The organism is Rathayibacter sp. Leaf296 (assembly GCF_001423045.1).
Classification (GTDB): domain Bacteria; phylum Actinomycetota; class Actinomycetes; order Actinomycetales; family Microbacteriaceae; genus Rathayibacter; species Rathayibacter caricis.
On sequence record NZ_LMNR01000002.1, the window covers coordinates 1,190,330 to 1,214,163 of the forward strand.

Consider the following 23,834-nt stretch of genomic DNA (forward strand, 5'->3'; position numbering starts at 1 on the left):
CGACGGCGCCGGCGGAGTCGGCCGCTCCCCATCCGCCGACGGCAGCCCGCCCGCCGCGGGCCCCGCGGGTCCGCACTCGCCCGGCGCAGGCGGCGTCGGCCCCGCCCCCTCGGCCGGAGCGTCCGTCGCCCCCGGCGTCCGTGCACCCGGCGACGCACTCGCCCCGGGTCCCGGCACGACAGACCCGTTCGGCGAAGCGGTGGCCGTGGGAGTCGCAGTGCTCGTCGCCGACGGCCCCGCCGCGAAGGCGGCCGTCGAGCCGAGCGCCGCGAGCCCGAGCGCTCCCACTGCGATACCGACGACCAGTCGAGTGCGGGGGCGGCGCGGTCCGCGGGGCTGCGGGGTGGTGGTCTCGTCCATGGTTCTCTCCTCCGTCCGGCGCTGCGGCGGACCCGGTCGGGCCCGGCTCGCCGCCGGTTCCTCATCAGACTCCGAAGCGGTTCTGAAGCCGCGCTTAAGACCAGCGTCCGCACAGGTGGCGCAGGGCAGGCCGATAACGGGCGCTCCTACGCTCGGCGGATGCCCTCCGCCGCCCGCGTCCTCCTCGTCGAGGACGACGACGCCCTCCGCTCCTCCGTCGACACCGCTCTGCGCAGCGAGCGCTTCACCGTGCGCGCCCTGGCCAGCGGTGAGGACCTCGCGCAGGAGGTCGCCTCGTTCGCGCCCGACCTCGTCGTCCTCGACTGGATGCTCCCCGGGCCCAGCGGCATCACGCTCGCCGAGCGCCTCCGCCGCAGCAGCGACGCCGCGGTCATCATGCTGACCGCCCGCGACGCGGTCGACGACCGGCTGCGCGCGTTCGGCGAGGGAGTGGACGACTACGTCGTGAAGCCGTTCTCGCTCGCCGAGCTGGTCGCCCGGGTGACCGCCGTCCTGCGGCGTCGCGGGCGCATCCCGTCGATCATCGAGATCGGCGACCTGGTCGTCGATCCGGAAGCGGGTCGCGCCCGCCGGGCCGGCACGGCGCTGGACCTCACCGCGACGGAGTTCCGCCTGCTCGCGTTCCTCGCGGCGAGCCGGGGCCGCACGCTCACCAAGACGCAGATCCTCACGCAGGTCTGGGGCTACGACCACGTCGACCCCAATCTCGTCGAGGTCCACCTCAGCTCGCTGCGCAAGAAGATGGAGGCGCACGGCGACCGTCTCGTCCACACGGTCCGCGGCCTGGGCTACCGGGTCGACGCGTGAGCACTGCCCCGCTGCGCACCGGATCGCTCCGCCTCCGCACCGTCGTCGCCGTGCTGGCCCTGCTCGCCGTGCTGCTGCTGGCGCTCTCGGTGACGGTGCAGGTCGTCCTCGGCGACCGCCTCCGCTCGCAGATCGAGGAGCGGCTGGCCGATCGCGCCGCGGCGGCGGCCGCCCTGGTCGGCACGGTCGACGACGACGACCTCGCCTCCCGCCTCTCAGCGCAGGGCGTCTCGGTGCTGATCACGAGCCCCGAGGGCGAGGCGGTGGTCGCGGGCCCGAGTCCGGAGGAGCTGCGTCGCGGACCGGGGAGCGGCCTCCCCGCCGGCCCCGGTCCCGCTCCCGCCGCGCCGCCGACCACGACCGGCACGGCCGACGCGCCCGCCTCCGCGGTCACCGTGACCTCCTCCTCCGTGACCGCCGACGACGATCTCGTCACCCTCGCCTCGACCCTCAGCGACGGCACCGAGCTAGTGCTGACCGCCGACGCGAGCTCCGTCGGGACGACCCTCGCGTCGCTGAACGCGATCCTGCTCGGCGCCTCGGCCGCGTTCCTCCTCCTCGCGGCCGGCGCGCTCGTCGTGGTGGTCCGCGCGACGCTCCGCCCCCTGGAGCGGATGACGACGGTCGCCCGCTCCATCGCCCGCGGCGACCGGGGGCGGCGGCTGCGCCCGTCTCGCCCCTCCACCGAGCTGGGCCGCACCGCGACCGCGTTCGACGAGATGCTCGACGACCTCGAGACGGCCGAATCCGCCGCCCTCGCGGCCGAGCAGCGGATGCGCGCCTTCGTGTCCGACGCGGCCCACGAGCTGCGCACCCCCGTCGCGGGCATCCGGGCGGCGGCGGACGCCCTGGTCCGCGCGGACGGCTCGAGCGAGGAGCGCGAGCGGCTGGCCGTGCTCGTGGTGCAGGAGTCGCTGCGCGCGGGACGACTCATCCAGGACATGCTCCTGATGGCTCGCCTGGACGAGGGTCTGACGGTGCGCTCGGAGCCGGTCGACGTGTCCTCGATCGCCGGCGCCGTGCTCGAGCGCCAGCGCCTCCGCAGGCCGGGGATCGTGCTCGCGCTGCGGAGCGACGCGGCAGTGCCGCCCGTCGACGGCGACCCCGACCGGCTCGAGCAGATCGTCGCCAACCTCGTCGAGAACGCGACCCGCTTCGCCCGCTCGCACGTCGACGTCCTGATCGCGGCGACGCCGAGCGGAGTGGCGCTGACGGTCGACGACGACGGTCCCGGCGTCGCGGAGTCGGAGCGCGAGCGGGTGTTCGACCGGCTCGTGCGCCTGGACGACGCCCGGAACCGCGCCGATGGAGGGGCCGGGCTCGGCCTGCCGATCGCCCGCGGCCTCGCCAGGGCCCAGGGCGGAGAGCTCGTCTGCCTGCCGCGGGAGGGAGGCGCGCGCTTCCGCGTGACGCTGCGGGCCGCTGCTCCGCAGAAGCCCCCGAGCGCGGAGGAGGAGACGGGCCGGACCCGCCTCCCCCTCCGCGCGCAGTCGAGCGGACGGCCCTACAGCACGTAGAGCATCTCCTGGTAAGTCGGCAGCGGCCACAGGTCGTCCGCCACCACGTCCTCGAGCGCATCGGCCGCCGTGCGCACGGCCGCCATGGCCGGCAGCAGTGCCGCCGCGGCGTGCTTCGCCTCGGCCTCGGCCGTGTGCCCCGGCTCGATCGCGAGGGCCGCCTTGAGCTCCGCCAGCGCCGACCGGAGCGCGTCGACCTGCTCCGAGACCTCCAGCAGCGGGTCGAGCGAGACGCCCACTCCGGCCGCCTTCATCGCGGCCACGTTCGAGGCGAGCTCGGTCTGGTGCCGCACGGCCGCGGGCAGCACGGTCGTGGTGCCCATCTCGAGCGTGAGGCGCGCCTCCACCCCGATGGTGAGCGCGTACTGCTCGAGCCCGATCTCGTAGCGCGAGTGCATCTCGCGGTGGTTGAACACGCGGTACTTCTCGAACAGCGCCAGCGCCGGCTCGGTGATCAGCTCGGGCAGGGCGTCGAGAGTGGTCCGCAGGTTCGCGAGCCCGCGCTTCTCGGCCTCGATCGGCCAGGCGTCCGCGTAGCCGTCGCCGTTGAAGACGATCGCGCCGTGCTCGGTGATGATCCCCGTCAGCAGCGCCTGCACGGCCGCGTCGAAGTCGACCCCGTCCGCCACGTCCTTCTCGAGACGCGTCGCGATCCAGTCGAGCGACTCCGCCATGATCGTGTTGATCGTGACCATGGGCCCCGCGACCGACTGCATCGATCCGGGAGCGCGGAACTCGAAGCGGTTGCCGGTGAACGCGAACGGGCTCGTGCGGTTGCGGTCGCCGGGATCGGTCGGCAGCACCGGCAGAGTGTCGACTCCGATGGTCATGTGACCCCGGCCCTTCGACGAGGTGGCCGGGCCCGACGCGATCTGCTCGAACACGTCGGCGAGCTGGTCGCCGAGGAAGATCGAGATGATCGCGGGAGGCGCCTCGTTGGCCCCGAGGCGGTGGTCGTTCGTCGCGGACGCGACGGAGGCGCGCAGGAGTCCGGAGTAGCGGTGCACCGCGCGGATCACGGCCGCGCAGAACACCAGGAACTGCGCGTTGTCGTGCGGAGTGTCGCCCGGCACCAGCAGCGAGCCCAGCGAGGAGTTGCCGAGCGAGAAGTTCACGTGCTTGCCCGAGCCGTTGACCCCCTGGAACGGCTTCTCGTGGAACAGGATCTCCATCCCGTGCTTCTTCGCGATGGTCTTGAAGGTCGTCATCAGCAGCTGCTGGTGGTCGGCCGCGACGTTGCCGCGCTCGAACATCGGCGCGATCTCGAACTGGCCCGGCGCGACCTCGTTGTGCCGCGTCTTCGCGGGGATGCCGAGCTTGAACAGCTCGCGCTCGGTGTCCATCATGAAGCCGAGCACGCGCTCGGGGATCGCCCCGAAGTAGTGGTCGTCGAACTCCTGGCCCTTGGGCGGGGTGCTGCCGAAGAGGGTGCGGCCCGCGTTCATCAGGTCGGGGCGGGCGAGGAAGAAGTGCCGGTCCACCAGGAAGTACTCCTGCTCGGGGCCGCAGAACGAGACGATCTTCTCGTCGTCGGCGTGGCCGAAGAGCGCGAGGACCCGCTCGGCGTGCTCGCCCATCGCCTGCTGCGAGCGCAGGAGCGGCGTCTTGTGGTCCAGCGCCTCGCCGGTCATCGAGACGAAGACGGTGGGGATGCAGAGGGTGTTGCCGTTGGGGTTCTCGAGCACGTACGCCGGGCTCGTCACGTCCCAGCCGGTGTAGCCGCGCGCCTCGAAGGTGTTGCGGAGCCCTCCGTTCGGGAAGCTCGACGCGTCGGGCTCGCCCTGCACGAGGGTCTTGCCGGCGAACTCGGCGAGCGCCGCTCCGTCGCCCGTGGGCTCGAAGAAGCTGTCGTGCTTCTCGGCGGTCAGGCCGGTGAGCGGGTAGAACACGTGGGCGTAGTGGGTGGCGCCCTTCTCGAGCGCCCAGTCCTTCATCGCGCTCGCGACCGCATCGGCGACCAGCGGGTCGAGGGTCGTGCCGCGCTCGATCGTCGAGATCACGGACTTGTAGACCGACTTCGGCAGGCGCTTGCGCATCACCGCGGTGCTGAAGACGTTCGCGCCGAAGACCTCGCCGGGTGCCTCCGACTCGTCGAAGCTGTGCGCCGGAGGAACGTAGGCCTCCACGTCGCGGATGGCCTGGAGGCGGACGGTGTTGCCACTCATCGGGTTCGTTCCCTTCGTCGCGGCGGACGGCCCGCCGTGCGCGGGGCACCGCTGCGCCCACAGTAGGGAGGCCGTGTCTCCGGGTCGTTTCGACGGCGTGACGGTCTGCCCCGTCCGCGCCACCGTCCCGGTGACACGGATTTCGTTGGTCCGCACAACAAATCGCGGACCGCACGCGGCAGAATGGGGCCATGACGCACCGGAGCAACTGGGCGGGCACCTACGAGTACCGCGCCGCCGACATCCTCGAACCCGAGTCGACCGAGGAGGTGCAGTCCCTGGTCCGCTCGAGCGACCGGATCCGCGCCCTCGGGACCCGCCACTCTTTCAACGCGCTGCCCGACACCCCCGGCACCCTGCTGCACCTGGGTCGCCTCTCACCCGACCCGGTGATCGACGCCGACGCGAGCACCGTGACGGTCGGAGGCGCGACGCGCTACGGCATCGTCGCCCAGCACCTGCACGCGGCCGGCTACGCCCTGCACAACATGGGCTCGCTCCCCCACATCTCCGTCGCCGGCGCGATCTCGACCGGCACCCACGGCTCCGGCGACCGCAACGCCAACCTCTCGTCCGCCGTCTCGGCGCTCGAGCTCGTCACCGCCGACGGATCGCTCCGCACCGTCCGCCGCGGCGAGCCCGGCTTCGAGGGCCTGGTCGTCGGACTCGGCGCCTTCGGCATCGTGACCCGCGTCACCCTCGACATCCAGCCCACGTTCGACGTGCGGCAGGACGCGTTCGTCGACCTGCCCTGGGACCGCGTGCTCGACGACTTCGACGCGATCACCTCCTCCGCCTACAGCGTCAGCCTCATGACGCACTGGTCGAGCCCCACGGTCGAGCAGCTGTGGCTGAAGACCAAGGTCGAGAAGGGGAGCGTCGCCGACGTGGACGCGACGCACCTGGGCGCGATCGCCGCCTCCGCGAGCCTCTTCGCGGTGTCGGAGGGAGTGGACTCGAACCTGAACCCGTTCGGCGGGTCGGTCGGGCCGTGGTCGGAGCGGCTGCCGCACTTCCGCCTCGACCGCGAGCCGAGCGCCGGCGACGAGATCCAGAGCGAGTACATGGTGCCGCGCTCGAGGATCCGCGAGGCGATCGTCGCGCTGCGCGCGATCGGCGACCGGATCGACGAGGTCCTGCTGATCACGGAGCTGCGCACCATGGCGGGCGACGACCAGTGGCTCTCCCCGGCGTCCGAGCGCGACAGCGTCGGCATCCACTTCACCTTCGCGAAGAACCGCGCGGGAGTCGACGCCGTGCTGCCCGCCGTCGAGGGGGCGCTGCTGCCGCTGGGCGCCCGGCCGCACTGGGGCAAGCACTTCCTGGCCGGAGCGGACGAGATCGCCCCGCTCTACCCGCACCTGCCCGAGTGGCGTGCGCTGGTAGCGGAGTGGGATCCCTCCGGTCGCTTCGCGAGCGACTTCGTGCGCGAGCGCCTGCTGGGCTGACTCTTTGAATCCACGCCTCTACCCGCAAGAAGAACAAGTAACTGCGCAATGCCAATACCAATCGAAATGGCGAAAGCAATAGCGCCGGAGGCCAACCGTGTCCATCATCCACTGAAGGACCGCTGAAATCTACCAGCTAGGCATATTAAAAAGCCTCCCCGCCTCCCCCTCATCATGGAGCACTCGAACAATCTCTTTACTCGTTAGTGACTTAGCGCCGAAATCTCCTAACGAGCTCACGTCACTGTCCAGCGACGTAACGATGGGCTGAATGCCGAGCGCCGCGTAGCGCCGCAAAACGTTAGCCAGGTTGGCCTTCTTCCTGGTTTCAAGTTGCTCGAATGCGCCATCATGAAACAGGAATCGCGGGAAAGGCTCATTTATATACGCACGCAAAAGTGCAAAGTCGAAGGCTAAGCACAACAGCTTCTTGTAGCTTGTTCCACGATCCTCGCTTGTGGCCGTTCCGTCCTCGCCGATGAACTCCGCCCGGAAGTCAATACCTCCAGCCCCGTTGAGCTTCATTGAGATGATTGCGTTCTGTCCGAGCACTTCGCTTACGATCTCACCGAAGAAAGTGCGGATTTGGCCGAACCGGCTCGAATCATCCTGGCTGAGGCGATCAATCTCGTCCTCGACCATCCCTTGCAAACGCCCAAAATCTTCAGCTAATTGTCTTTGCTCGCGCCGCAACTCAACCAACCGGCCCGCCGCTGACCTTCTCGACTCGAGCCCGTCGAGCTCAGATTGCAACTTCGCAACGACGCGCGAGAGGTCTTTATACTTTTCGATCGCTTCAGATTGCCGAAGATGAGCGAGACCATCAGCACGCTCCTGCTGTAGCTTGGGCAGTTCCAACTCAATATGCGCCAGCCGCTCCCTCGTCTCATGAAGTTGCTGCTCAAGCGCATCACGACGCTCCCTCGATATCGCAAGATTGAAAGCGATCAATTGATCAAAGCTGGCCTTTAATTGCGACGGAAAAAGAACTCCAGCTTCCGCAAATAGCTTTTCCGCGTCTTGCGTCTTAAACATAATTGCGGCGCTATCCAGGGATTTTGTGATCCCGACTTCGAGTTGCGATAAGCCGTATCTTTCTTCGTTCAGACGAGCGATCATTACCTCGAGATCTTCGACCACCTCTCGAGAGACGCGTCGATCAGAGTGCTCAAAGTTAAAAGAGCTGAGCTCGGTCTCCCGTGTCTGAATTTCCCTACGTTTTACCGAAATCAGGCCATCGAGGGTGCTCGGATCGAGCTCGGCACCATTCCACTCGGCGCTCAGCGTCCCAAGTAGGCTCTCTGCCTCGGCGAGAGCCTCCCGCTTCGCGTAGAGGTCTCTCACTGGACCTACTGAAAGCCCAAGGAGGTGCGCGACAAAGGGCTTCCAGTCTTGATGCTTTCCCGAGAACTTACCCAGCTGGAACACGTCCAAGTAGTCCACCTGGGATCGAATTAAGTACCCGACGAGTTTGCGATAGGACCAAGGAGACAAGGTATGAAAACCAAAAATCCCGTCAAGAATGAATTTTGCTCGCTCTAGGGGCAAATTCGCATGGGTCCACGTCTCCAGAGGAATCCCGGCAGCATCCTCGACATGCTCACCATTTCGCAGAAGGAATACGCGTGATCCCGGCGATACCGGCCGAGCGATTGTCAAGTAACTTTCATCGAGAAGTCTAATCTCGAGATAGAAGACGAAGTCTGCGAACACTGGTTCATTCTCAGCTTTATGCAGGAAGAAGCCAGCCTTTCCCTTAAGAAGGCAGTAGTCAATAAGTTCACCAACGGTCGTCTTGCCGAGATTATGGGTATCTAGATCCCGATTCTCGGGTATGCGAATCTCGGCCAGGATTACCGACAACTCGTCATTGAAGTCGATCGGTGAAAAGACGTCTGAGCGGCTCGAGTACAGTCGGACAAGTCGCATTTACTTTCCCCTGTATTCAAATGAATCTGTTTTAGGCAGATATGAGATTAGACCGAGAAGGAAAAGTAAACTTGTAGCGGGTGTGAAGAGAAATTCTGACGTTGGGCCACTCTTCAGCAAGACTTTCCGAAGGTCATCGTACGCCACTACTCGCTGCTTTCGAAGTTCGCGTAAAAGTTTTGCCGATGCCGCAACCACCGTCTGGTCCGGATGGGAATGCTTGGTTGGTACCAACATCAACTTACCTTTCCGATGTCGCAGTGGAAGTACATGTAGAAGAGCATCACACGAACGAGGCGCACTCTCGAAGCAAGAATGCCGTCTCGCTTCCGAAGAACATCGACGAGATAATTGAAAATATCGTCAAAGGAGTTGGAATCCTGGTACTTAGCAACGAGCTTCAAATTGAATTCTTCCACGACGCCCTCGTAGTACTCAAGAGATTGGCCGTTCGCCGGGTCGGCCAGGAATCGATCAATTGTCTCCGTATACACCATATATGACTGTGAAAGTCGAGCCGCGAATTCAGGAGACATCTTGTTTAGTTCATTCTTTTGGGCATAGCTTACGCGAGGCACAATTGGCGCATCCGCTTTGCTGGCCACCGACTCAAGTTCGTCTGCGATAGCCAAAATTACTTCCGCAAGCTCCCAGCTCGATACTTGAAGAGGGCCGTCGATTGGCTCTATTCGAGCAAGAGAAAGGACGTCCTGGTACTCATGCAAAAATTCATTCAGAAACTCAACGCCCGCCAGCTTCACCTTCGACCGTTCAATGCCTGTGGAATCGGCAATCCGATTTGCAATTTCAGACGAAGCATTACCGCCGAGACGCCTATTTGAAACAAGAAGATAGTTGTCTAACTCCTTCGCCTCAACAAGCTTCCGTATGCGACCCAGTTCTTTACTTATCACCGACGAAGGCGCTTCGCTACTAAATGATGCGTCACCGAAGTGAGCGTTAATGGCATTAGTATGCTTTGCCTGAATGACCGTGATCCCCATCCATGGCCCGGCAGTACTCGGATAACGCTCTGCGATTCCATCGAATCGTGAATCGCGACCTCCGTCAGGGCCCGTCGAGAAGCTCTGAACGCCCGAACCAAAAAGTTTCTTTGAGCACTGCGTCACTAGCCGTTCGAATTGCGCATCATCAAGATCTTCATAGGGGTAGGACACGTTTTGGCCTTTCCGTCGCGCGACACGCTTTTAACGGGCTTCCGCCACCAGGTACGTCGAGGCTAGGCTGAAGGTCTGACATTGAGGATACCGTCCTCCCCCATCGGACGTCGTCCGCCTAGCCTTGACGCAAGACGTCGGTCAGGCATGCATCGTCGACTGCTCGGTCACTATCGCCGTCCGTGTCTCCAATCAGCTCTCGCGAAACCGTCACAGACGGCCGCAAGAGAGAAGGGAATCGTGGCACGCTGCTGCTCACCGATTTTCGTAGGTGCCCTGAGTAGGACGGTCCGGGGGATAGGCCTGGTGAGTTTCGCTCGCTCGCGGATCGACACGAGGAGTCTCAGAATCTTCAGCTGAGGCGTCTACGCTGCCGGCCACCCACATCCGGAGGACGAGAGGGAGGCACCCATGCCGGCACGCGACGAGATCCCGTCGACCATCGAGCGCTCCGAGAAGCACGCGCAGGACCTCTGGTCGGCGGCGCACGACTCGGCCGTCGAGAGCTACGGAGAGGGCGAGCGCGCTCATCGCACCGCCTTCGCCGCGCTCAAGCACGAGTACGAGAAGGTCGGCGACCACTGGGAGCGCAAGGACGAGAGCGGCCCGTCCGACTCGCGGGCCGCCGAGCGAGGCACGGACGGCGGCGGCGAGACGGCGGGCGGAGTGGACGCGAACGCCTCCAAGGCGCACCTGCTGGACCTCGCCAAGCGCCTCGACATCTCGGGCCGCTCGCGAATGACGAAGGACGAGCTCGTCGAGGCCCTGCAGAAGGAGAACGCCCGCCAAACCCGGAAGGCCCGCTGAGGCCGGGACACGCGGATCTCGATACGCCCGCTCCGCGGGCTACTCGATCAGCGAGCAGACCCTGCCGGTCGAGTAGCCGCGCAGCGGCGTATCGAGACCCCCTTCACCGCAGCAGCACCGGCCCCGCCCCGATCGCGACGCGGAACAGCGCGTACGGGTACGCGCGCAGGTCCACTCCGCCCTGGTAGTCGGCCTGCCGGTGCAGCTGGTTCGCCGTGAAGTAGAGGTGCTCGTCGGTCGCGATCGACATCGTGTCGGGCCACAGCATCCGCTCGTCGTGGACCAGCGTCTCGAGCACGCCGTCGGTGCGGCGGCGCAGGATCGCGTTGTGCTCGTAGTCGGTGGCGTAGAAACGCCCGAGCGCGTCGGTCTCGAGCCCGTCCGATCCGCCGCCCTTGTCGCCCTCGTCGACGACGGTCGCCGCGACCTCCTCCTCCGGCAGCGCGCGGTCCACCAGCGCCGCCGTCGACACGCTCCACCACCGCCGCGAGACGAGCGGGCAGTACCAGAGCCGCTCGCCGTCGGCCGAGATCGCGATGCCGTCGGCGCCCATGGTCACGGGCTGCGGATCGCCGCCCTCCGGCCGCTTCATCAGCACGCGCCCCTCCGCCACCGGCACCATCTCGGGCGGCGTGAGCGCCTTCGTGGACGGGTGCTCGTGCAGCCGGCGCCACGCCTCCCCCGACTCGAGGTCCACCACGATCAGCCCGTTGGGGCCGGAATCGGCGGAGTCGGTGATGTAGGCGACTCCGCGGCGCAGATCGAAGCGCACGTCGTTGAGGTAGGTCGTCGGCAGGGCGACGTCGGGCTCGAACACGATCACCTTCTCGACCGTGTCGGTGGCGAGGTCGACGCAGACGAGCTTCGGCCCGCCCCGCTCCGTCGGCTGGAACAGCGGGCTGCCGGTGTCGAGGATCCACAGCCGGTCGGCCGGATCGACGACGATGCTCTGCACCGAGACGAGCGCGTTCTCGTCGTGGTCGCTCACGGGACTGTTCCACTCCTCGCTCGGGAACGGCACCGCCACCCCGTCGCGCAGCTCGACCACCGTCGCGGGCACCTCGTCGCCCCACTTCGGGAAGTTCACGAAGATCCGCCCGGTGTGCGAGACGCTGACCCCGGTGGGCATCGGCCCGCTCTCGAACGCGTGCACCACCTCGAGCTCGCCGACCGGCTCGTCGACCGGTCTGGTCTCGCGCCCGGCGTCGTGCTGTCCCCAGAAACCCATCGGATGCCCTCCTCGCGTCGGTCGCGCGGGTCGCGACCTCCTGTCCGACGCTAGGCACGCGGGGCGCGGAGCGGGGGCCGCTTGACAGGCCGCGGAGGAGCGGGGCAGCGCGGGACGGGCGCGCTCAGCTCAGCGAGTCCCGCACCGCCGCCACCCCGAGCTCCAGCTCGGCGAACGTCGTCGACAGCGGCGACAGACCGATCCGGATGCCGTCCGGGTTGCGGAAGTCCGGGATCACCCCGTCGGCCTGCAGGCGCGGCACCAGCTCCGCGAACGACTCGTGGTCGATCGTCACGTGCGATCCCCGGGCGCCGGGGTCGCGCGGAGTCGCCACCCGCACGCCGAGCGGCACCAGCCACTCGTCGACGAGCTCCAGCGCGTACGCCGTCATCGCCTCCGACTTCGCGCGGATCGCCGGCATCCCCACCTCGGCGATCAGCGCGATCATGTCCTGCATCGCGAGCATCCCGGTGATCGGAGGCGTGCCGCTGAGGAAGCGCCGCATCCCGTCGGCCGGACGGTAGCCGGGCCCCATCTCGAACATGTCGGCGACGCCCATCCACCCCTGGATCGGCTGCGTCAGCGACTCCTGGTGCCGCTCGGCGACGTACGCCCAGGCCGGCGCGCCGGGCCCGCCGTTGAGGTACTTGTAGGAGCAGCCCACGGCGAGGTCGGCGCCCCACGCGTCGAGCTGCATCGGCACGGAGCCGACCGAGTGGGAGGCGTCCCACAGCACGAGCGCACCGGCGTCGTGCGCCTGCGCGGTGATCGCCGCCGCGTCGGCGAGGAAGCCCGAGCGGTAGGCGACGTGGCTGAGCAGCACGAGCGCGGTGCGGTCGCCGATGACCGGCGCGAGGTCCTCGGGCCGCACGCCCGCCTGCGGATCGGACGCGACCCAGCGCAGCGTCGCTCCGGTCTCGGCCGCGATGCCCTCGAGCACGTAGCGGTCGGTCGGGAAGTTGTCGGTGTCGACCACGATCTCGTCGCGGCCGAGGGGCAGCTGGTGCGCGAGGGCCGCGCGGGCGAGCTTGTAGAGCAGCACGGTCGTGGAGTCGGCGACGACGGTCTGCCCGGCCGCCGCTCCGAGCGCCGCGGCTCCGAGCGCGTCACCGACGGCGAGCGGCATCTCGAGCCAGCTCTCGGACCAGCCGCGGATCAGGCGACCGCCCCACTCCTCCTCGGCGAAGCGCTGGAGCCGCTCGATGCTGGCGCGCAGCGGCCGCCCGAGCGAGTTGCCGTCGAGGTAGGAGCGCACCTCGGGGGTGCGGACGAAGAGCTCGGGGTACTGCGCGAGCGGGTCCCGGGCGTCGAGGCGATGCATGCCCTCACCCTACGGTCGCGGTGGCGCCCGTTCCGGGGGTGGACGGCGGCGGCTCGTCGCTGCCCACTCCTCGGAACTCGTCGTACTCGAGCCCGAGTACGACGACTTCTGCGGAGTCGACCACCCACCCTGCCTCCCTCCTCCAGAAGTTGCGGGAAACGCGAGCCGTTACCGCAACTTCTGGAGAAGCACGGCGGCTCCGCACGCGCCCCACCCCGCTGCCGCCCCTCCTCCAGAAGTTGGGGGAATCGCGCGCCGTTACCGCAACTCCTGGAGAAGCACGGCGGCTCCGCACCCGCGTCCGCCCACCCTCGGGGCGATCCGCCGCGGTCGATCCGTCGCGGAGTCGCCTCCGAGCCCCGCGCTTCTCCACAAGTCGCGGTGAAGCGCGCGCGCTCACCGCAACTTCTGGAGGAGCGCCGGCCCGCGCCCGGCGTCTCCGCCCGCCCCGCACACGCCTGAGAGTCCCCGAGGCGTTCTCACGGGAGACGTCCCTACTGTTGCTCCGTGGATCTCGACACCCTCCTCAACATCGGCCTCGTCGTCCTGTTCGTGCTGATCGGAGGAGTGTTCGCCGGCACCGAGATGGCGATCGTCAGCCTCCGCGAGAGCCAGGTCCGCGCGATCGAGGCCCAGGGCGAGCGCGGGGCCCGCATCGCGACCCTCGTGCGGAACCCCAACACGTTCCTCTCGGCCGTCCAGATCGGCGTCACGCTCGCCGGCTTCTTCTCCTCCGCCTACGGGGCGTCGACGATCGCACCCGACCTCGCGCCTCCGCTCGAGGCGCTGGGGCTGTCGGCCGGAGTCGCCTCGACGGTGGCCTTCATCGGCCTCACGCTGGTCATCGCCTACCTCTCGCTCGTGCTCGGCGAGCTGGTGCCCAAGCGCCTCGCCATGCAGAAGTCGGTCGCGTTCACGAAGGTCCTGGCTCCGCCGCTGAACGGGTTCGCGCGCCTGATGCGCCCCGTCATCTGGCTGCTGTCCGTCTCGACCGACGGAGTCGTGCGCCTGCTCGGCGCCGATCCGCGCGAGAAGGGCGAGAGCGTCTCGGCCGACGAGGTGCGCGACATGATCTCGAGCAACACCGAGATCCACGAGGACAGCCGCCGCCTGCTGACCGACATCTTCCGCGCCGACGACCGCCGCGTCGCCGAGGTGATGCGCCCGCGCCCGGACGTCGACTTCCTCCGCGGGGAGCTGCCGCTCGAGGAGGGCTACCGCGCCGTCCTCGACCAGCCGCACTCGCGCTACCCGGTCGTGGGCGAGAACCGCGACGACGTGCTCGGCTTCGTGCACGTGCGCGACCTCATGGCGGCGTTCCCGGAGGCGGGCGAGCCCGGCACCGCGAGCAGCGTCGCGGACATCACCCGCCCGATCCTCGCCGTGCCCGGCTCGACGAAGGTGCTCGCCGCGCTCCGCACGATGCGGCAGGACGGTCATCAGATCGCCGTCGTCGTGGACGAGTACGGCGGAACCGACGGCATCATCACGCTCGAGGATCTGCTCGAGGAGCTGGTCGGCGAGATCTACGACGAGTACGACGGCGCCCGGCAGGACGTGGACGCGAAGGCGGCCGAGCAGCTGCAGGACGTCGACGGCGGCATGATCCTCGAGGACCTCGAGGAGCTGCTCGGAGTGGAGCTGCCCGACGGCCCGTACGAGACCGTCGGCGGCTACATCCTCGACCGCATCGGCCGGGTGGCCGTGGTGGGCGACTCGATCGTCGTCGGCGAGCACGTCCTCCGCGTCGCCGAGACGGATCGCTACCGCATCTCGCGCGTGACCCTCACTCCGCAGCCCGCCTCGTCGAGCGCCGCGGAGCCGGCCGAGCCGTCCGTCTAGCCCCGGCTCCCCGGCGACGGCGGCGACCGGGCGGTCGGCCCGCGCGCCTCACGGCAGCCGCGTCTCGACCCACCGCGTCGCCGGAAGCCCCCGCGCTCCCGGCCGCGCGACCCACAGCCCGCCCGCGAACGGATGCGCCGCCCGCTCGTCGGCCGAGAGGTCGCGCGACGCCGACGTGATCACCGCCAGATCCAGCCCCTCGCCCGCGAAGGCGACGCTCGAGCAGTGCGGCGCGTCGATCCGGACTCCCTCGCCCTCGACGAGGCGCCCCTCGGAGTCGTAGACCCGCACGCCGGAGCCGCCCCAGATCGAGACCCACAGCCGACCGTCGGTGTCGACGGTCATCCCGTCGGCGAAGACCCCCTCCTCGAGCTCCACGAACGTCTCGCGGGCACCGTGCGACCCGTCGAAGTAGGGCCGACGGAAGATCACACCCGACTCCGTGTCGATCGAGTACATCACCGCGCCGTCCGGAGACCAGCCGAGCCCGTTCGAGAGCCGCAGGTCGTGGTCGAGGACGGTCACCGAGCCGTCGAGCTCGAGGCGGAGCAGCACGTCGTCGCCCACGGACTCGCCGAGGGTGAGCGAGCCGACCACGAGCCGCCCCTGCGGATCGATGGAGCCGTCGTTGAAGCGGTGCCCCTCGGGCAGCAGCTCGGATCCGGTCGTCAGCGACCCGTCGACCTCGAGGATCGCGAGCCGCCGCGTCAGCGCCACGAGCACCCTCCCGTCGCCGATCGGCAGCGCGCAGCCCACCTGCTCGCCGACGTCCGACCGCGAGACCGCACCGAGCCCCTCGGGAACGAGCGGAGCGGACAGCACCGCGCCGGCCTCGATGTCGACCCAGGTGAGGCGGCCGGTCGAGGCGTCCCAGACGGGGCCTTCGCTGAGGACGTAGGAGGGGGTGCCCGCGGGCGTCGCGACGATCATCTGCCCACCGTAGCCGCGGGCGAGGGGAGGCCGGGGGACGGTTGACGTGCTCCCTGCGACGAGGGAGCGCGCCTCCGCGGCCACCCAGCGGACGAAGTCGGCGGCGGGGCCCGCGAGGGAGGGATCCGCCGTCGCCCCTCGCTGTCGCTGAACGACGGCGGCCTCGAGCAGCCCGCGCCACCGGGGTTCGGTGCGGCCCAGCCACTCCGCCGCCTCGGTCTTCCCCAGCACGGTGCCGGATGTCGCCGTCCACAGGAGCCGGGCGGCGGTGAGCACGGCGTAGGGCTGCGCCCAGGCGTCCATCAGCACCGCCGGGTCGTCGCGGATCCAGACCGCGCGCGCATCGGCCTGCTGCAGTGCCTCCGCCCGCATGGCGCGGGGATCGATGTCGGGCACCAGCGTCGCGGCGGACACCCCCGCGAGCGCGATCGCGCGATGCCGGAGCAGCCAGCGTGCGTTCCAGGTGTCGTCGTGCGAGGACTCCACCAGCTCGCGGCTGCCGTTGTCGACGTACAGCCAGGGACCATGGGCTCCGACGGGGTCGCGCAGAGCGGAGGCGGTCACCCAGCTGCCCTCGAGCCGTCCGGCCCAGCGCAGCGGAAGGTCGGGGAGGGCCCGGTGGAGGGCGCTCGCGGCCTCGATCCGGTCGACGGAGAGCGCCTCCGCGCTCACGATCACGACATCCGCGTCGCTCGCCCGATCACCGCAGCCCAGCGCGAACGACCCCGTGAGGTGGACGCCGACGAGTCCGTCTCCGAGGATATCCGCGACTCCGTCCTGCAGGGCGAGGAGGGTCTGCTCGAGGTCCGCCGCTTCATCGTCCGGCAGCTGCCGCTCGAGAGTGGTGCGGATCGTCATGCCCCGACGGTACGCGCTCCTACACCTCCGCACACCGTGTGGACAAGGGGTGAATAGCCTGGCGATACGAGGGTCTATCGTCGTCTCGCCGCACCTGGGAAGAGCAAGGAGCCGGGGCGACAGGAGGGCGTGGGCACCGTCTACCTCGTCGGCCAGATCGCGGGCGCCCTGATCTTCGGCCGCCTCAGCGACAAGCTCGGACGCCGCAAGCTCTTCATCCTCACTCTCGTCATCTACCTGCTGGCGAGCGGCATCGCCGGCCTCTCGCCGAACTACGCGTTCCTCGCGGTGTTCCGCTTCTTCGCGGGCATGGGCATCGGCGGCGAGTACGCGGCGATCAACTCCGCGATCGACGAGCTCATCCCCTCCAAGTACCGCGGACGCGTCGACATCGCGATCAACGGCACCTACTGGGGCGGTGCCGCGCTGGGCTCCGCCGCCAACCTGTTCTTCCTCAACGACGAGATCTTCGCGGAGAACGTCGGCTGGCGGCTCGGCTTCTTCCTCGGCCCGATCCTCGGACTCGCGATCATCTACCTCCGCCGGCACATCCCCGAGAGCCCGCGCTGGCTGATGACGCACGGCCGCGAGGAGGAGGCGGAGCGCACGGTCGACGAGATCGAGCGGCGCGTGCAGAACGAGGGCGGCGTCCTCGAGCCGGTCGACGACGCGAAGGCGATCACGGTGAAGGCCACCGAGAGCATCCCGTTCCGCACCATCGCGCGGGTGCTCATCCGGCAGTACCCGAAGCGGACGCTGGTGGGCGCCACGATGATGGTCACCCAGTCCTTCCTCTACAACGCCATCTTCTTCACCTACGCGCTGGTGCTCGAGAACTTCTACGACGTGGAGCAGAGCGCCGTCTCGTACTTCTTCTTCCCGTTCGCGATCGGCAACCTGATCGGCCCGCTGGTGCTCGGCCACCTGTTCGACGTGTGGGGCCGGCGGAAGATGATCTTCCTCACCTACGGGGTGTCGGGCGCGGTCCTCGCCCTGTCGGCCGTGCTGTTCAGCATGGACGTGCTGACCGCGACGACGCAGACGATCCTCTGGTGCGTCTCCTCCTTCTTCGCCTCCGCGGGCGCCTCGAGCGCCTACCTCACCGTGAGCGAGATCTTCCCGCTCGAGCTGCGCAGCCAGGCCATCTCGTACTTCTTCACCCTCGGCCAGATCGCCGGAGCGATCGCCCCCACGCTGTACGGCGTGCTGATCGGCGACGGCAGCGACCGCGGCCCGCTCACGATCGGCTACTTCGTCGGAGCTGCGGTGATGATCATCGGCGGTGTCGTAGCGCTGGTCTTCGGCGTCGACGCCGAGCGCCGCAGCCTCGAGAGCATCACCGAGCCGCTGTCGACGGTCCGCGACGGCGACTGACGTGCAGAACGTCGGCCGGGAGTGCCGCTCAGCCGCGATCGTGGCTGACAGGCACTCCCGACCGACGTTCTGCATCACGCGCCCGGCGAGGGGCAGCGGCGCCCAGGCGCGCGACGCGAAAACTCAGTGTTCACCGTTCGGCACTTCCCGCTGCTCCGGGCTGCTCAGAGCAGCAGATCCCGTCCAACGGCAAGCCGCTGTGGTCCGATCCGTCGCGCACGACAGCCGCCGGACCCCTCCTCAGTCGAGGCAGGTCAGAGCGCCCCGGGCGGCACCGGCGGCGCGTCCGGCACCTCGACGACCGCGGTCCGCGGCCAGATGACGGTGGGCATCCGCCGCCGCTCCGTCAGCGCGAGCGCCTCGCGCACATGGCCGAGCACGTGCGCGGCGAACCCCGCATCGGCTGCGCCCGGCGGGTCGAACGCGTCGAGGAGGTCGCGGAGCACGCGCTCGGGAGGGACGGGGAGCTGTTCGGGTTCGTTCACGTCGACCACTGCCGATCCGGAGGTGGGTCTCGCGCCGGGGTCCAGGGCACGCCGCGAGTGGAGAGAGGGTCGACGCCGCGGCGCCGGATCGAGCGGAGACTCCCGTCCCCGCCGTCGCACCGGGTGCGGACTCGACGTGGTCGTCGTCGGCACCCTGTCATCCATCGTGCAAGGCTCCCCCGCTGGCGCCCCTTCCCGGGAGTGGCTTGACAGCGCTCCTGCGGGCCCCGGTCAGCGCAGCCCGTCCAGCACCGCCTCCAGCTCGTCGACCGCGAAGTCGATCTCGCCCTCGGTGACGACCAGCGGAGGAGCGAGACGGATCGTGGATCCGTGCGTGTCCTTCGCCAGCACGCCCCGCGCCATCAGCGCCTCGCAGACCTCACGGCCCGAGGCGAGCGCCGGGTCGATGTCGATCCCGGCCCACAGTCCCGCGCCGCGGACCGCGACGACGCCGCGGCCGATCAGCGCGGTCAGGCGCGCATGGAGCTGCGCGCCGCGGGCGACGGCGAGCGCCTGGTACTCGCCCGTGGCGAGCATCCCGACGACCGCGAGTCCGACGGCGGCGGCGAGCGGGTTGCCTCCGAAGGTCGAGCCGTGCTGACCCGGCTGCAGGACGCCCAGCACGTCGGCGTTCGCGACCACGGCCGAGACGGGCACGATGCCGCCGCCGAGCGCCTTGCCCAGCAGGTACACGTCGGGCACGACGCCGACCAGGTCGCAGGCGAACGTCGCGCCGGTGCGGCCCAGGCCCGACTGGATCTCGTCGGCGATGAAGAGGACGTTGCGGCGCGAGGTGATCTCGCGCACCGCGGGGAGGTAGTCGGCCGGCGGCACGACGATGCCCGCCTCGCCCTGGATCGGCTCGATCAGCACGGCGACGGTGTCCTCGTCGATCGCGGCCTCGAGCGCCGCCGCGTCGCCGAACGGTACCGTGCGGAACCCCGGCGTGAACGGCGCGAAGCCGTCGCGAGCCTCCGCGTCGTCGCTGAACGAGATGATCGTGGTCGTGCGCCCGTGGAAGTTGCCCGCGGCGACGATGATGTTCGCGCGTCCCGGCGTCACTCCCTTCACCCGGTAGCCCCAGGCGCGCGCGACCTTGATGCCCGACTCCACGGCCTCGGCGCCCGTGTTCATCGGCAGCACCATGTCCTTGCCGGCGAGCGCGGCGAGCGCGGTGACGAACGGCCCGAGCCGATCGTTGTGGAACGCGCGGCTGGTGAGGGTGACGCGGTCGAGCTGCTCGCGGGCCGCGGCGAGCAGCACCGGGTGCGAGTGGCCGAAGTTCACGGCGGAGTAGGCGGCCAGGCAGTCGAGGTAGCGGCGGCCCTCGACGTCGGTGATCCACGCGCCCTCGCCGGTCGCGGCGACGACGGGCAGCGGGTGGTAGTTGTGGGCGGCGTGCGCCTCCTCCTCGGCGATCAGGGCGGCGGAGGCGGTGGTCGTGTCCAGGATGCTCATGTCGGTCCTCTCGTGATCGCGGATCAGCGGCGCAGCTCGAGGGTGCAGCACTTCACGCCGCCGCCGCCGAGCAGCAGCTCGGACAGGTCGACGCCGATCGGCTCGTAGCCGCGCTCGCGCAGCTGGCGCTCGAACCCCGTGGCGCGCGAGGCGATGACCACGTGCAGTCCGTCCGAGAACGAGTTGAGGCCCAGGACGGAGGCGTCCTCCTCGGACACCAGGATCGCGTCGGGGTAGAGGCGCTGCAGCGTGCGGTTGCCCTCGTCGCTGAACGCGCTGGGCAGGTAGGCGATGGTGGAGTCGTCGAGCACGGCGATCGCCGTGTCGAGGTGGTAGAACGACGGATTCACGAGCTCGAGGGTCACGACCTCGCGGCCGAAGACCCGCGCGACCTCGGCGTGCGAGTCCGAGGCGGAGCGGAATCCGGTGCCCGCGAGGATGCGCTCGCCGACGAGGAGGAAGTCGCCCTCGCCCTCGTTGACCTCCTCGGGGACGCGGACGTCGAAGCCGGCGCCGCGGAACCAGTCCATGTAGGCGGGGCCCTCGGGCTGGCGCTCGGGGTAGGTGAAGGAGGCCCCGTAGGCGATGCCGTCGATCACGAAACCGCCGTTCGCGGCGTAGACCATGTCGGGCAGGCCCGGCACGGAGTCGATCAGCTGCACGTCGAAGCCGAGGTCGACGTAGGTGTCGTAGAGGGTCTGCCACTGGCGCACGGCCAGCGCGGTGTCGGTCGGGACCTGCGGGTCCATCCACGGGTTGATGCGGTAGACGACGGTGAAGTGCTCGGGGCGGCACATCAGGACCGTCTTGGCGACGGGCGTGCGGGTCGTGGCGGCGGGTCGGGCGGCGGTGTCGGTCGTGTCGGTGGGAAGCACGGCGGTGTCGGTCATTCGAGTCCTCCTGCGAAAGGCTGCGGATGAGCGGACCGGGTCCAGTGGCGCCGGGTCCCGCGGAGGATCATCGCGGAGTGGCGCACGCTCGGCCCCAGTCTCGCACGCGCGGATCCTGCGATGTCTTTCACTGCGCGCACGGTATCGGCGGAAAACCGCCACGCGGAGCATCATCGTTGCGTACAGACCATCCGTCGGCGCGAACCTCTCCGGCCCGCCACCCCTCCCTTTCGGGGGAAGGCGACAGCCTCCCGACGCCCCCTCCGGTACCGACCCGGTCACTAGCATTCAGTCATCGCATCCGTCGCGGTCCTCCGCGGATCCTCTCGAAAGACTCGCCGTGCACACACCTCGTCGCCGCCTGCTCCCTCTCTCCTGCGTCGGCGTCGCCGCCGTGCTGCTCGCCGGCCTCGCCGCCGGACCCGCGGCGGCGGATCCGCTCGCGCCCGTGTCGCCCGCGGCTCCGGCCGACAGCTCCCGCGACCTCGCCTCCCTCGCCGCCGGCTCCGCCGAGCGCGAGAGCGCCGTGCCGCTCTCCCCCGCGAAGACGCAGCGTCAGACGGTCGACGCCTCCGTGGCCGCCGACGAGGTCGTGCTCTCGGGCCGCATCGCCCTGTCCGGAGCCGACGACGCGAACCCTGCGCCGACCGGCGAGGCCTACTTCCTGCGCATCGAGGACGACCGCGGCGGCATCGTGGCCGAGGTCACGACCGCCGCCGACTTCAGCGTCTCGCTGCCCGCCGGCACGAACTACTACCTCCAGGCGTCGGTGCCCGGCAGCACCGCCTGGTACCCCACCTGGTTCGGCGACACCCCGATCGGAGTCGAGGCCGACGCGCTCGCGACGGACCGCGACGACCTCGTGATCACCCTGCCCCGCACGGCCGCGGCGAGCGGTGGAGTCTTCACTCCCGCCGGCGCCGCCGACCCCACCTCGTGGGTCGTCCAGGCCTACTGGGTCGAGGCCGACGAGGACACGTCGGACCCGACCGACGGAACGCTGTACCCGTTCGACGAGGCGGCCACGAGCAGCGCCCCGAACAGCTGGGCCGACTGGTCGCTCTCGGGCGCGGACGCGCTCCCCCTCGGCCAGTATGTGTTCCGCGTCACCCAGCCGGGCTACCCCGCCTTCGACGACCAGTACTTCTCGAACCTCCCCTACCTGCAGGCGAAGGCGTTCACGACGCTGCCCGCCTCGGGCCTCACGGGCGTCGACTTCCGCCCGACCGGCTTCGCGACCGAGACCGACCGCGTCTTCGGCTCCGACCGCTACGCGACCTCGGCCGCGACGACGCAGCTGGGCTTCGCCGACGGCGGCACCCTGCCCGTGCTGTACATCGCCAGCGGCGAGAAGTGGCCGGATGCGCTCAGCGCCGGCCCGGCGGCCGCAGCCCAGGGCGGAGCCCTCCTCCTCACCGACCCGAACCGCGTGCCCGCGGTGATCACGGCCGAGATCGAGCGCCTGAACCCCGAGCGGATCGTCGTGGTCGGCAGCTCGCTGTCGGTCAGCGACCAGGTCTTCCAGACGCTCCAGCGCACCTCCGGAGCGGACGTCGAGCGGATCGCCGGCACCGACCGCTACGACACGAGCCGCAGGATCGTCGCGGACGCGTTCGGCGACGACTCCTACGGCATCGTGTTCCTCGCCACCGGATCCAACTTCCCCGACGCCCTGTCCGTCGCTCCGATCGCGGGCCGCCTCGGCCAGCCGGTGCTGCTGGTCGACGGCGCGAAGTCCGCGCTCGACGCGCCGACCCGGACCGCGATCGACCGCCTGCAGCCCGACCTCGGCGAGCTGCTCGGCGGAACCCCGTCGATCTCGGCCGGTGTGGAGGGAGACCTCGCCACCTCGGGTCTCGTCACCGACGTCGAGCGCGTCGCCGGCGTCGACCGCCACGACACGAGCCGCAAGCTCAACGACCGGTACCCCTCGAGCGAGCTCAACGACACCGCGTTCCTCGCGACCGCCACCGGCTTCGCCGACGCGCTCTCGATCGGAGCGGTCGCCGCGGCCTACGGCGCCCCGCTGTACCTCAGCGAGCCGAACTGCGTGCCGTACGCGACCCGCGTCGCGCTGCAGGCGAACGAGCTCGACTTCGTGCTGCTGCTCGGCGGACCGACCACCCTGCAGCCGGCGATCGACACCCTCGCGGTCTGCTGATCCGCCTGCTGGTCCGTCCCCCGCGAACGCCCCGTCCCGCCGCCTCCGCGCGGTCGGGCGGGGCGTTCCGTCGTCCCGCGTCGGCCCACTACTGTCGGAGGGCCGACGTCGGACACACACTCCCGGAGACCCCATGAGCACCCTCAGCGCACGCCCTCTCCTCGTCGGGATCGAGACCGGGGGCACCAAGGTCGTCGCCGCCGTCGCCGCGCTCGACGAGCCGGAGCGCCTCCTCGCGACGACCACGCTGCCCACCCGTGGGCCGGTCGAGACGCTCGCCGACATCGCCGAGTTCGTCCGCGGCCACGGAGTCGACGGCACCGTCGCGGCGGTCGGCGTCGCCTCGTTCGGGCCGCTCGACGTCGATCCGCAGTCGCCCACCTACGGGCACCTGACGTCGACGCCCAAGATCGGCTGGGAGGGCGTCGACGTGCTCGGCCCGATCGGAGCCGCGGCCCCGGGCGCGCGGACCGCTCTCGTCACCGACGTGAACGGCGCCGCCCTCGGCGAGGCGCGGTGGGGTGCCGCCGTCGGCGAGAGCGATGTGGTCTACCTCACGGTCGGCACCGGAGTCGGCGGTGGACTGCTCGCCGGCGGCCGCCTGCTCGCCGGCAGCGGCTGGCCCGAGGTCGCGCACCTCCTCCCCCGCCGCCACCCGGAGGACACGTTCGCCGGGACCTGCCCGTTCCACGGCGACTGCCTCGAGGGACTCGTCGCCGGGCCCGCCATCAGCGCCCGCTGGGGCGTCGACGGCTCGAGCCTGGGCCCGGAGGACGCCGCGACCAACCTCCGCTTCAGCTCCTTCTACCTCGCCCAGCTCGTCGCGACGCTCGCCTACGTCGCGGGAGTGCGCCTCGCGATCCTCGGCGGCGGCGTCTCGAAGACGCCGGGCCTCCTCGCGGCGGTCGAGTCGGAGGTGGAGCGGCTGATGGGCGCACCGGGCGCGACGGGGACGGCGGCGGGGCCCATCCGGATCGTGCGACCCGGTCTGGGCGACGAGTCGGGCGTGCGCGGAGCGGTGTCGCTCGCGCAGTCGCTGCTCTGAGGCGTCAGCC

Annotated in this window: 18 protein-coding genes; 8 read left to right on the forward strand and 10 right to left on the reverse strand. The window is 69.5% G+C overall.

Features of this window, described 5'->3' with window-relative positions; translation table 11 throughout:
• Positions 1-519 precede the first annotated feature (519 nt).
• Positions 520-1,188, forward strand: coding sequence for a response regulator transcription factor (locus ASF46_RS15780; protein WP_056868409.1), 669 nt, complete (start codon positions 520-522; stop codon positions 1,186-1,188).
• The gene (locus tag ASF46_RS15785) at positions 1,185-2,705 is read left to right on the forward strand and encodes a HAMP domain-containing sensor histidine kinase (RefSeq protein WP_082485554.1); all 1,521 of its coding nucleotides are present in this window, start codon (positions 1,185-1,187) and stop codon (positions 2,703-2,705) included. Before ASF46_RS15780 ends, ASF46_RS15785 begins: the two co-directional genes overlap by 4 nt.
• Here the strand turns inward: ASF46_RS15785 and ASF46_RS15790 are convergent.
• On the reverse strand, positions 2,693-4,870 hold the full coding sequence (locus ASF46_RS15790; protein WP_056868410.1) for a glutamine synthetase III: 2,178 nt from the start codon (positions 4,868-4,870) through the stop codon (positions 2,693-2,695). The two genes, ASF46_RS15785 and ASF46_RS15790, sit on opposite strands and share 13 nt — an antisense overlap.
• A gap of 191 nt (positions 4,871-5,061) precedes the next feature.
• On the opposite strand from ASF46_RS15790, the gene ASF46_RS15795 reads away from it, so the two are divergent.
• Positions 5,062-6,318: an FAD-binding protein gene (locus ASF46_RS15795; protein WP_056868411.1), complete on the forward strand. Its 1,257-nt coding sequence runs from the start codon at positions 5,062-5,064 to the stop codon at positions 6,316-6,318.
• A gap of 129 nt (positions 6,319-6,447) precedes the next feature.
• On the opposite strand, the gene ASF46_RS15800 is transcribed toward ASF46_RS15795, so the two are convergent.
• From ASF46_RS15800 to ASF46_RS19235, 3 genes are all read right to left on the reverse strand, one after another.
• Positions 6,448-8,181: a DUF2326 domain-containing protein gene (locus ASF46_RS15800; protein ID WP_162240192.1), complete on the reverse strand. Its 1,734-nt coding sequence runs from the start codon at positions 8,179-8,181 to the stop codon at positions 6,448-6,450.
• A 66-nt stretch (positions 8,182-8,247) separates the two neighbouring features.
• Positions 8,248-8,484: an ABC-three component system middle component 8 gene (locus tag ASF46_RS19935; protein ID WP_082485556.1), complete on the reverse strand. Its 237-nt coding sequence runs from the start codon at positions 8,482-8,484 to the stop codon at positions 8,248-8,250.
• Positions 8,484-9,425: an ABC-three component system protein gene (locus ASF46_RS19235; protein WP_157602610.1), complete on the reverse strand. Its 942-nt coding sequence runs from the start codon at positions 9,423-9,425 to the stop codon at positions 8,484-8,486. The genes ASF46_RS19935 and ASF46_RS19235 overlap by 1 nt, the downstream gene beginning before the upstream one ends.
• Before the next feature lie 411 nt (positions 9,426-9,836).
• Between ASF46_RS19235 and ASF46_RS15810 the strand changes: the two genes are divergently transcribed.
• On the forward strand, positions 9,837-10,232 hold the full coding sequence (locus ASF46_RS15810) for a ChaB family protein (protein WP_056868414.1): 396 nt from the start codon (positions 9,837-9,839) through the stop codon (positions 10,230-10,232).
• Positions 10,233-10,335: 103 nt separating this feature from the next.
• Here ASF46_RS15810 and ASF46_RS15815 read toward each other — a convergent pair whose 3' ends face one another.
• Both ASF46_RS15815 and ASF46_RS15820 read right to left on the reverse strand, forming a co-directional pair.
• Entirely contained in the window at positions 10,336-11,460 is a 1,125-nt protein-coding gene (locus ASF46_RS15815; RefSeq protein WP_056868415.1) for an L-dopachrome tautomerase-related protein, read from the reverse strand.
• Between the two features lie 124 nt (positions 11,461-11,584).
• Complete coding sequence (locus ASF46_RS15820) at positions 11,585-12,781, reverse strand: kynureninase (protein WP_056868416.1); 1,197 nt, start codon at positions 12,779-12,781, stop codon at positions 11,585-11,587.
• 507 nt (positions 12,782-13,288) lie between these two features.
• Here ASF46_RS15820 and ASF46_RS15825 point away from each other — a divergent pair.
• A complete protein-coding gene (locus tag ASF46_RS15825; protein WP_056868417.1) occupies positions 13,289-14,623 on the forward strand; it encodes a hemolysin family protein in 1,335 nt (444 codons plus the stop codon).
• 48 nt (positions 14,624-14,671) lie between these two features.
• Here the strand turns inward: ASF46_RS15825 and ASF46_RS15830 are convergent, their stop codons facing one another.
• Positions 14,672-16,411, reverse strand: coding sequence for an SMP-30/gluconolactonase/LRE family protein (locus ASF46_RS15830; protein WP_056868418.1), 1,740 nt, complete (start codon positions 16,409-16,411; stop codon positions 14,672-14,674).
• Between the two features lie 129 nt (positions 16,412-16,540).
• Between ASF46_RS15830 and ASF46_RS15835 the strand changes: the two genes are divergently transcribed.
• Positions 16,541-17,785: an MFS transporter gene (locus ASF46_RS15835; protein WP_056868419.1), complete on the forward strand. Its 1,245-nt coding sequence runs from the start codon at positions 16,541-16,543 to the stop codon at positions 17,783-17,785.
• Between the two features lie 254 nt (positions 17,786-18,039).
• Here the strand turns inward: ASF46_RS15835 and ASF46_RS15840 are convergent, their stop codons facing one another.
• From ASF46_RS15840 to ddaH, 3 genes are all read right to left on the reverse strand, one after another.
• Positions 18,040-18,270 (reverse strand): hypothetical protein, encoded by a 231-nt coding sequence (locus ASF46_RS15840; protein WP_157602613.1) that lies wholly within the window; start codon positions 18,268-18,270, stop codon positions 18,040-18,042.
• 231 nt (positions 18,271-18,501) lie between these two features.
• On the reverse strand, positions 18,502-19,728 hold the full coding sequence (gene rocD / locus ASF46_RS15845) for an ornithine--oxo-acid transaminase (RefSeq protein ID WP_056868421.1): 1,227 nt from the start codon (positions 19,726-19,728) through the stop codon (positions 18,502-18,504).
• A 23-nt stretch (positions 19,729-19,751) separates the two neighbouring features.
• A complete protein-coding gene (gene ddaH, locus ASF46_RS15850) occupies positions 19,752-20,618 on the reverse strand; it encodes a dimethylargininase (protein WP_082485557.1) in 867 nt (288 codons plus the stop codon).
• Between the two features lie 340 nt (positions 20,619-20,958).
• Between ddaH and ASF46_RS15855 the strand changes: the two genes are divergently transcribed.
• Positions 20,959-22,779: a cell wall-binding repeat-containing protein gene (locus tag ASF46_RS15855; protein WP_056868422.1), complete on the forward strand. Its 1,821-nt coding sequence runs from the start codon at positions 20,959-20,961 to the stop codon at positions 22,777-22,779.
• Between the two features lie 133 nt (positions 22,780-22,912).
• Positions 22,913-23,824, forward strand: a complete 912-nt coding sequence (locus ASF46_RS15860; protein WP_056868423.1) for an ROK family protein — start codon at positions 22,913-22,915, stop codon at positions 23,822-23,824.
• Positions 23,825-23,834 lie beyond the last annotated feature (10 nt).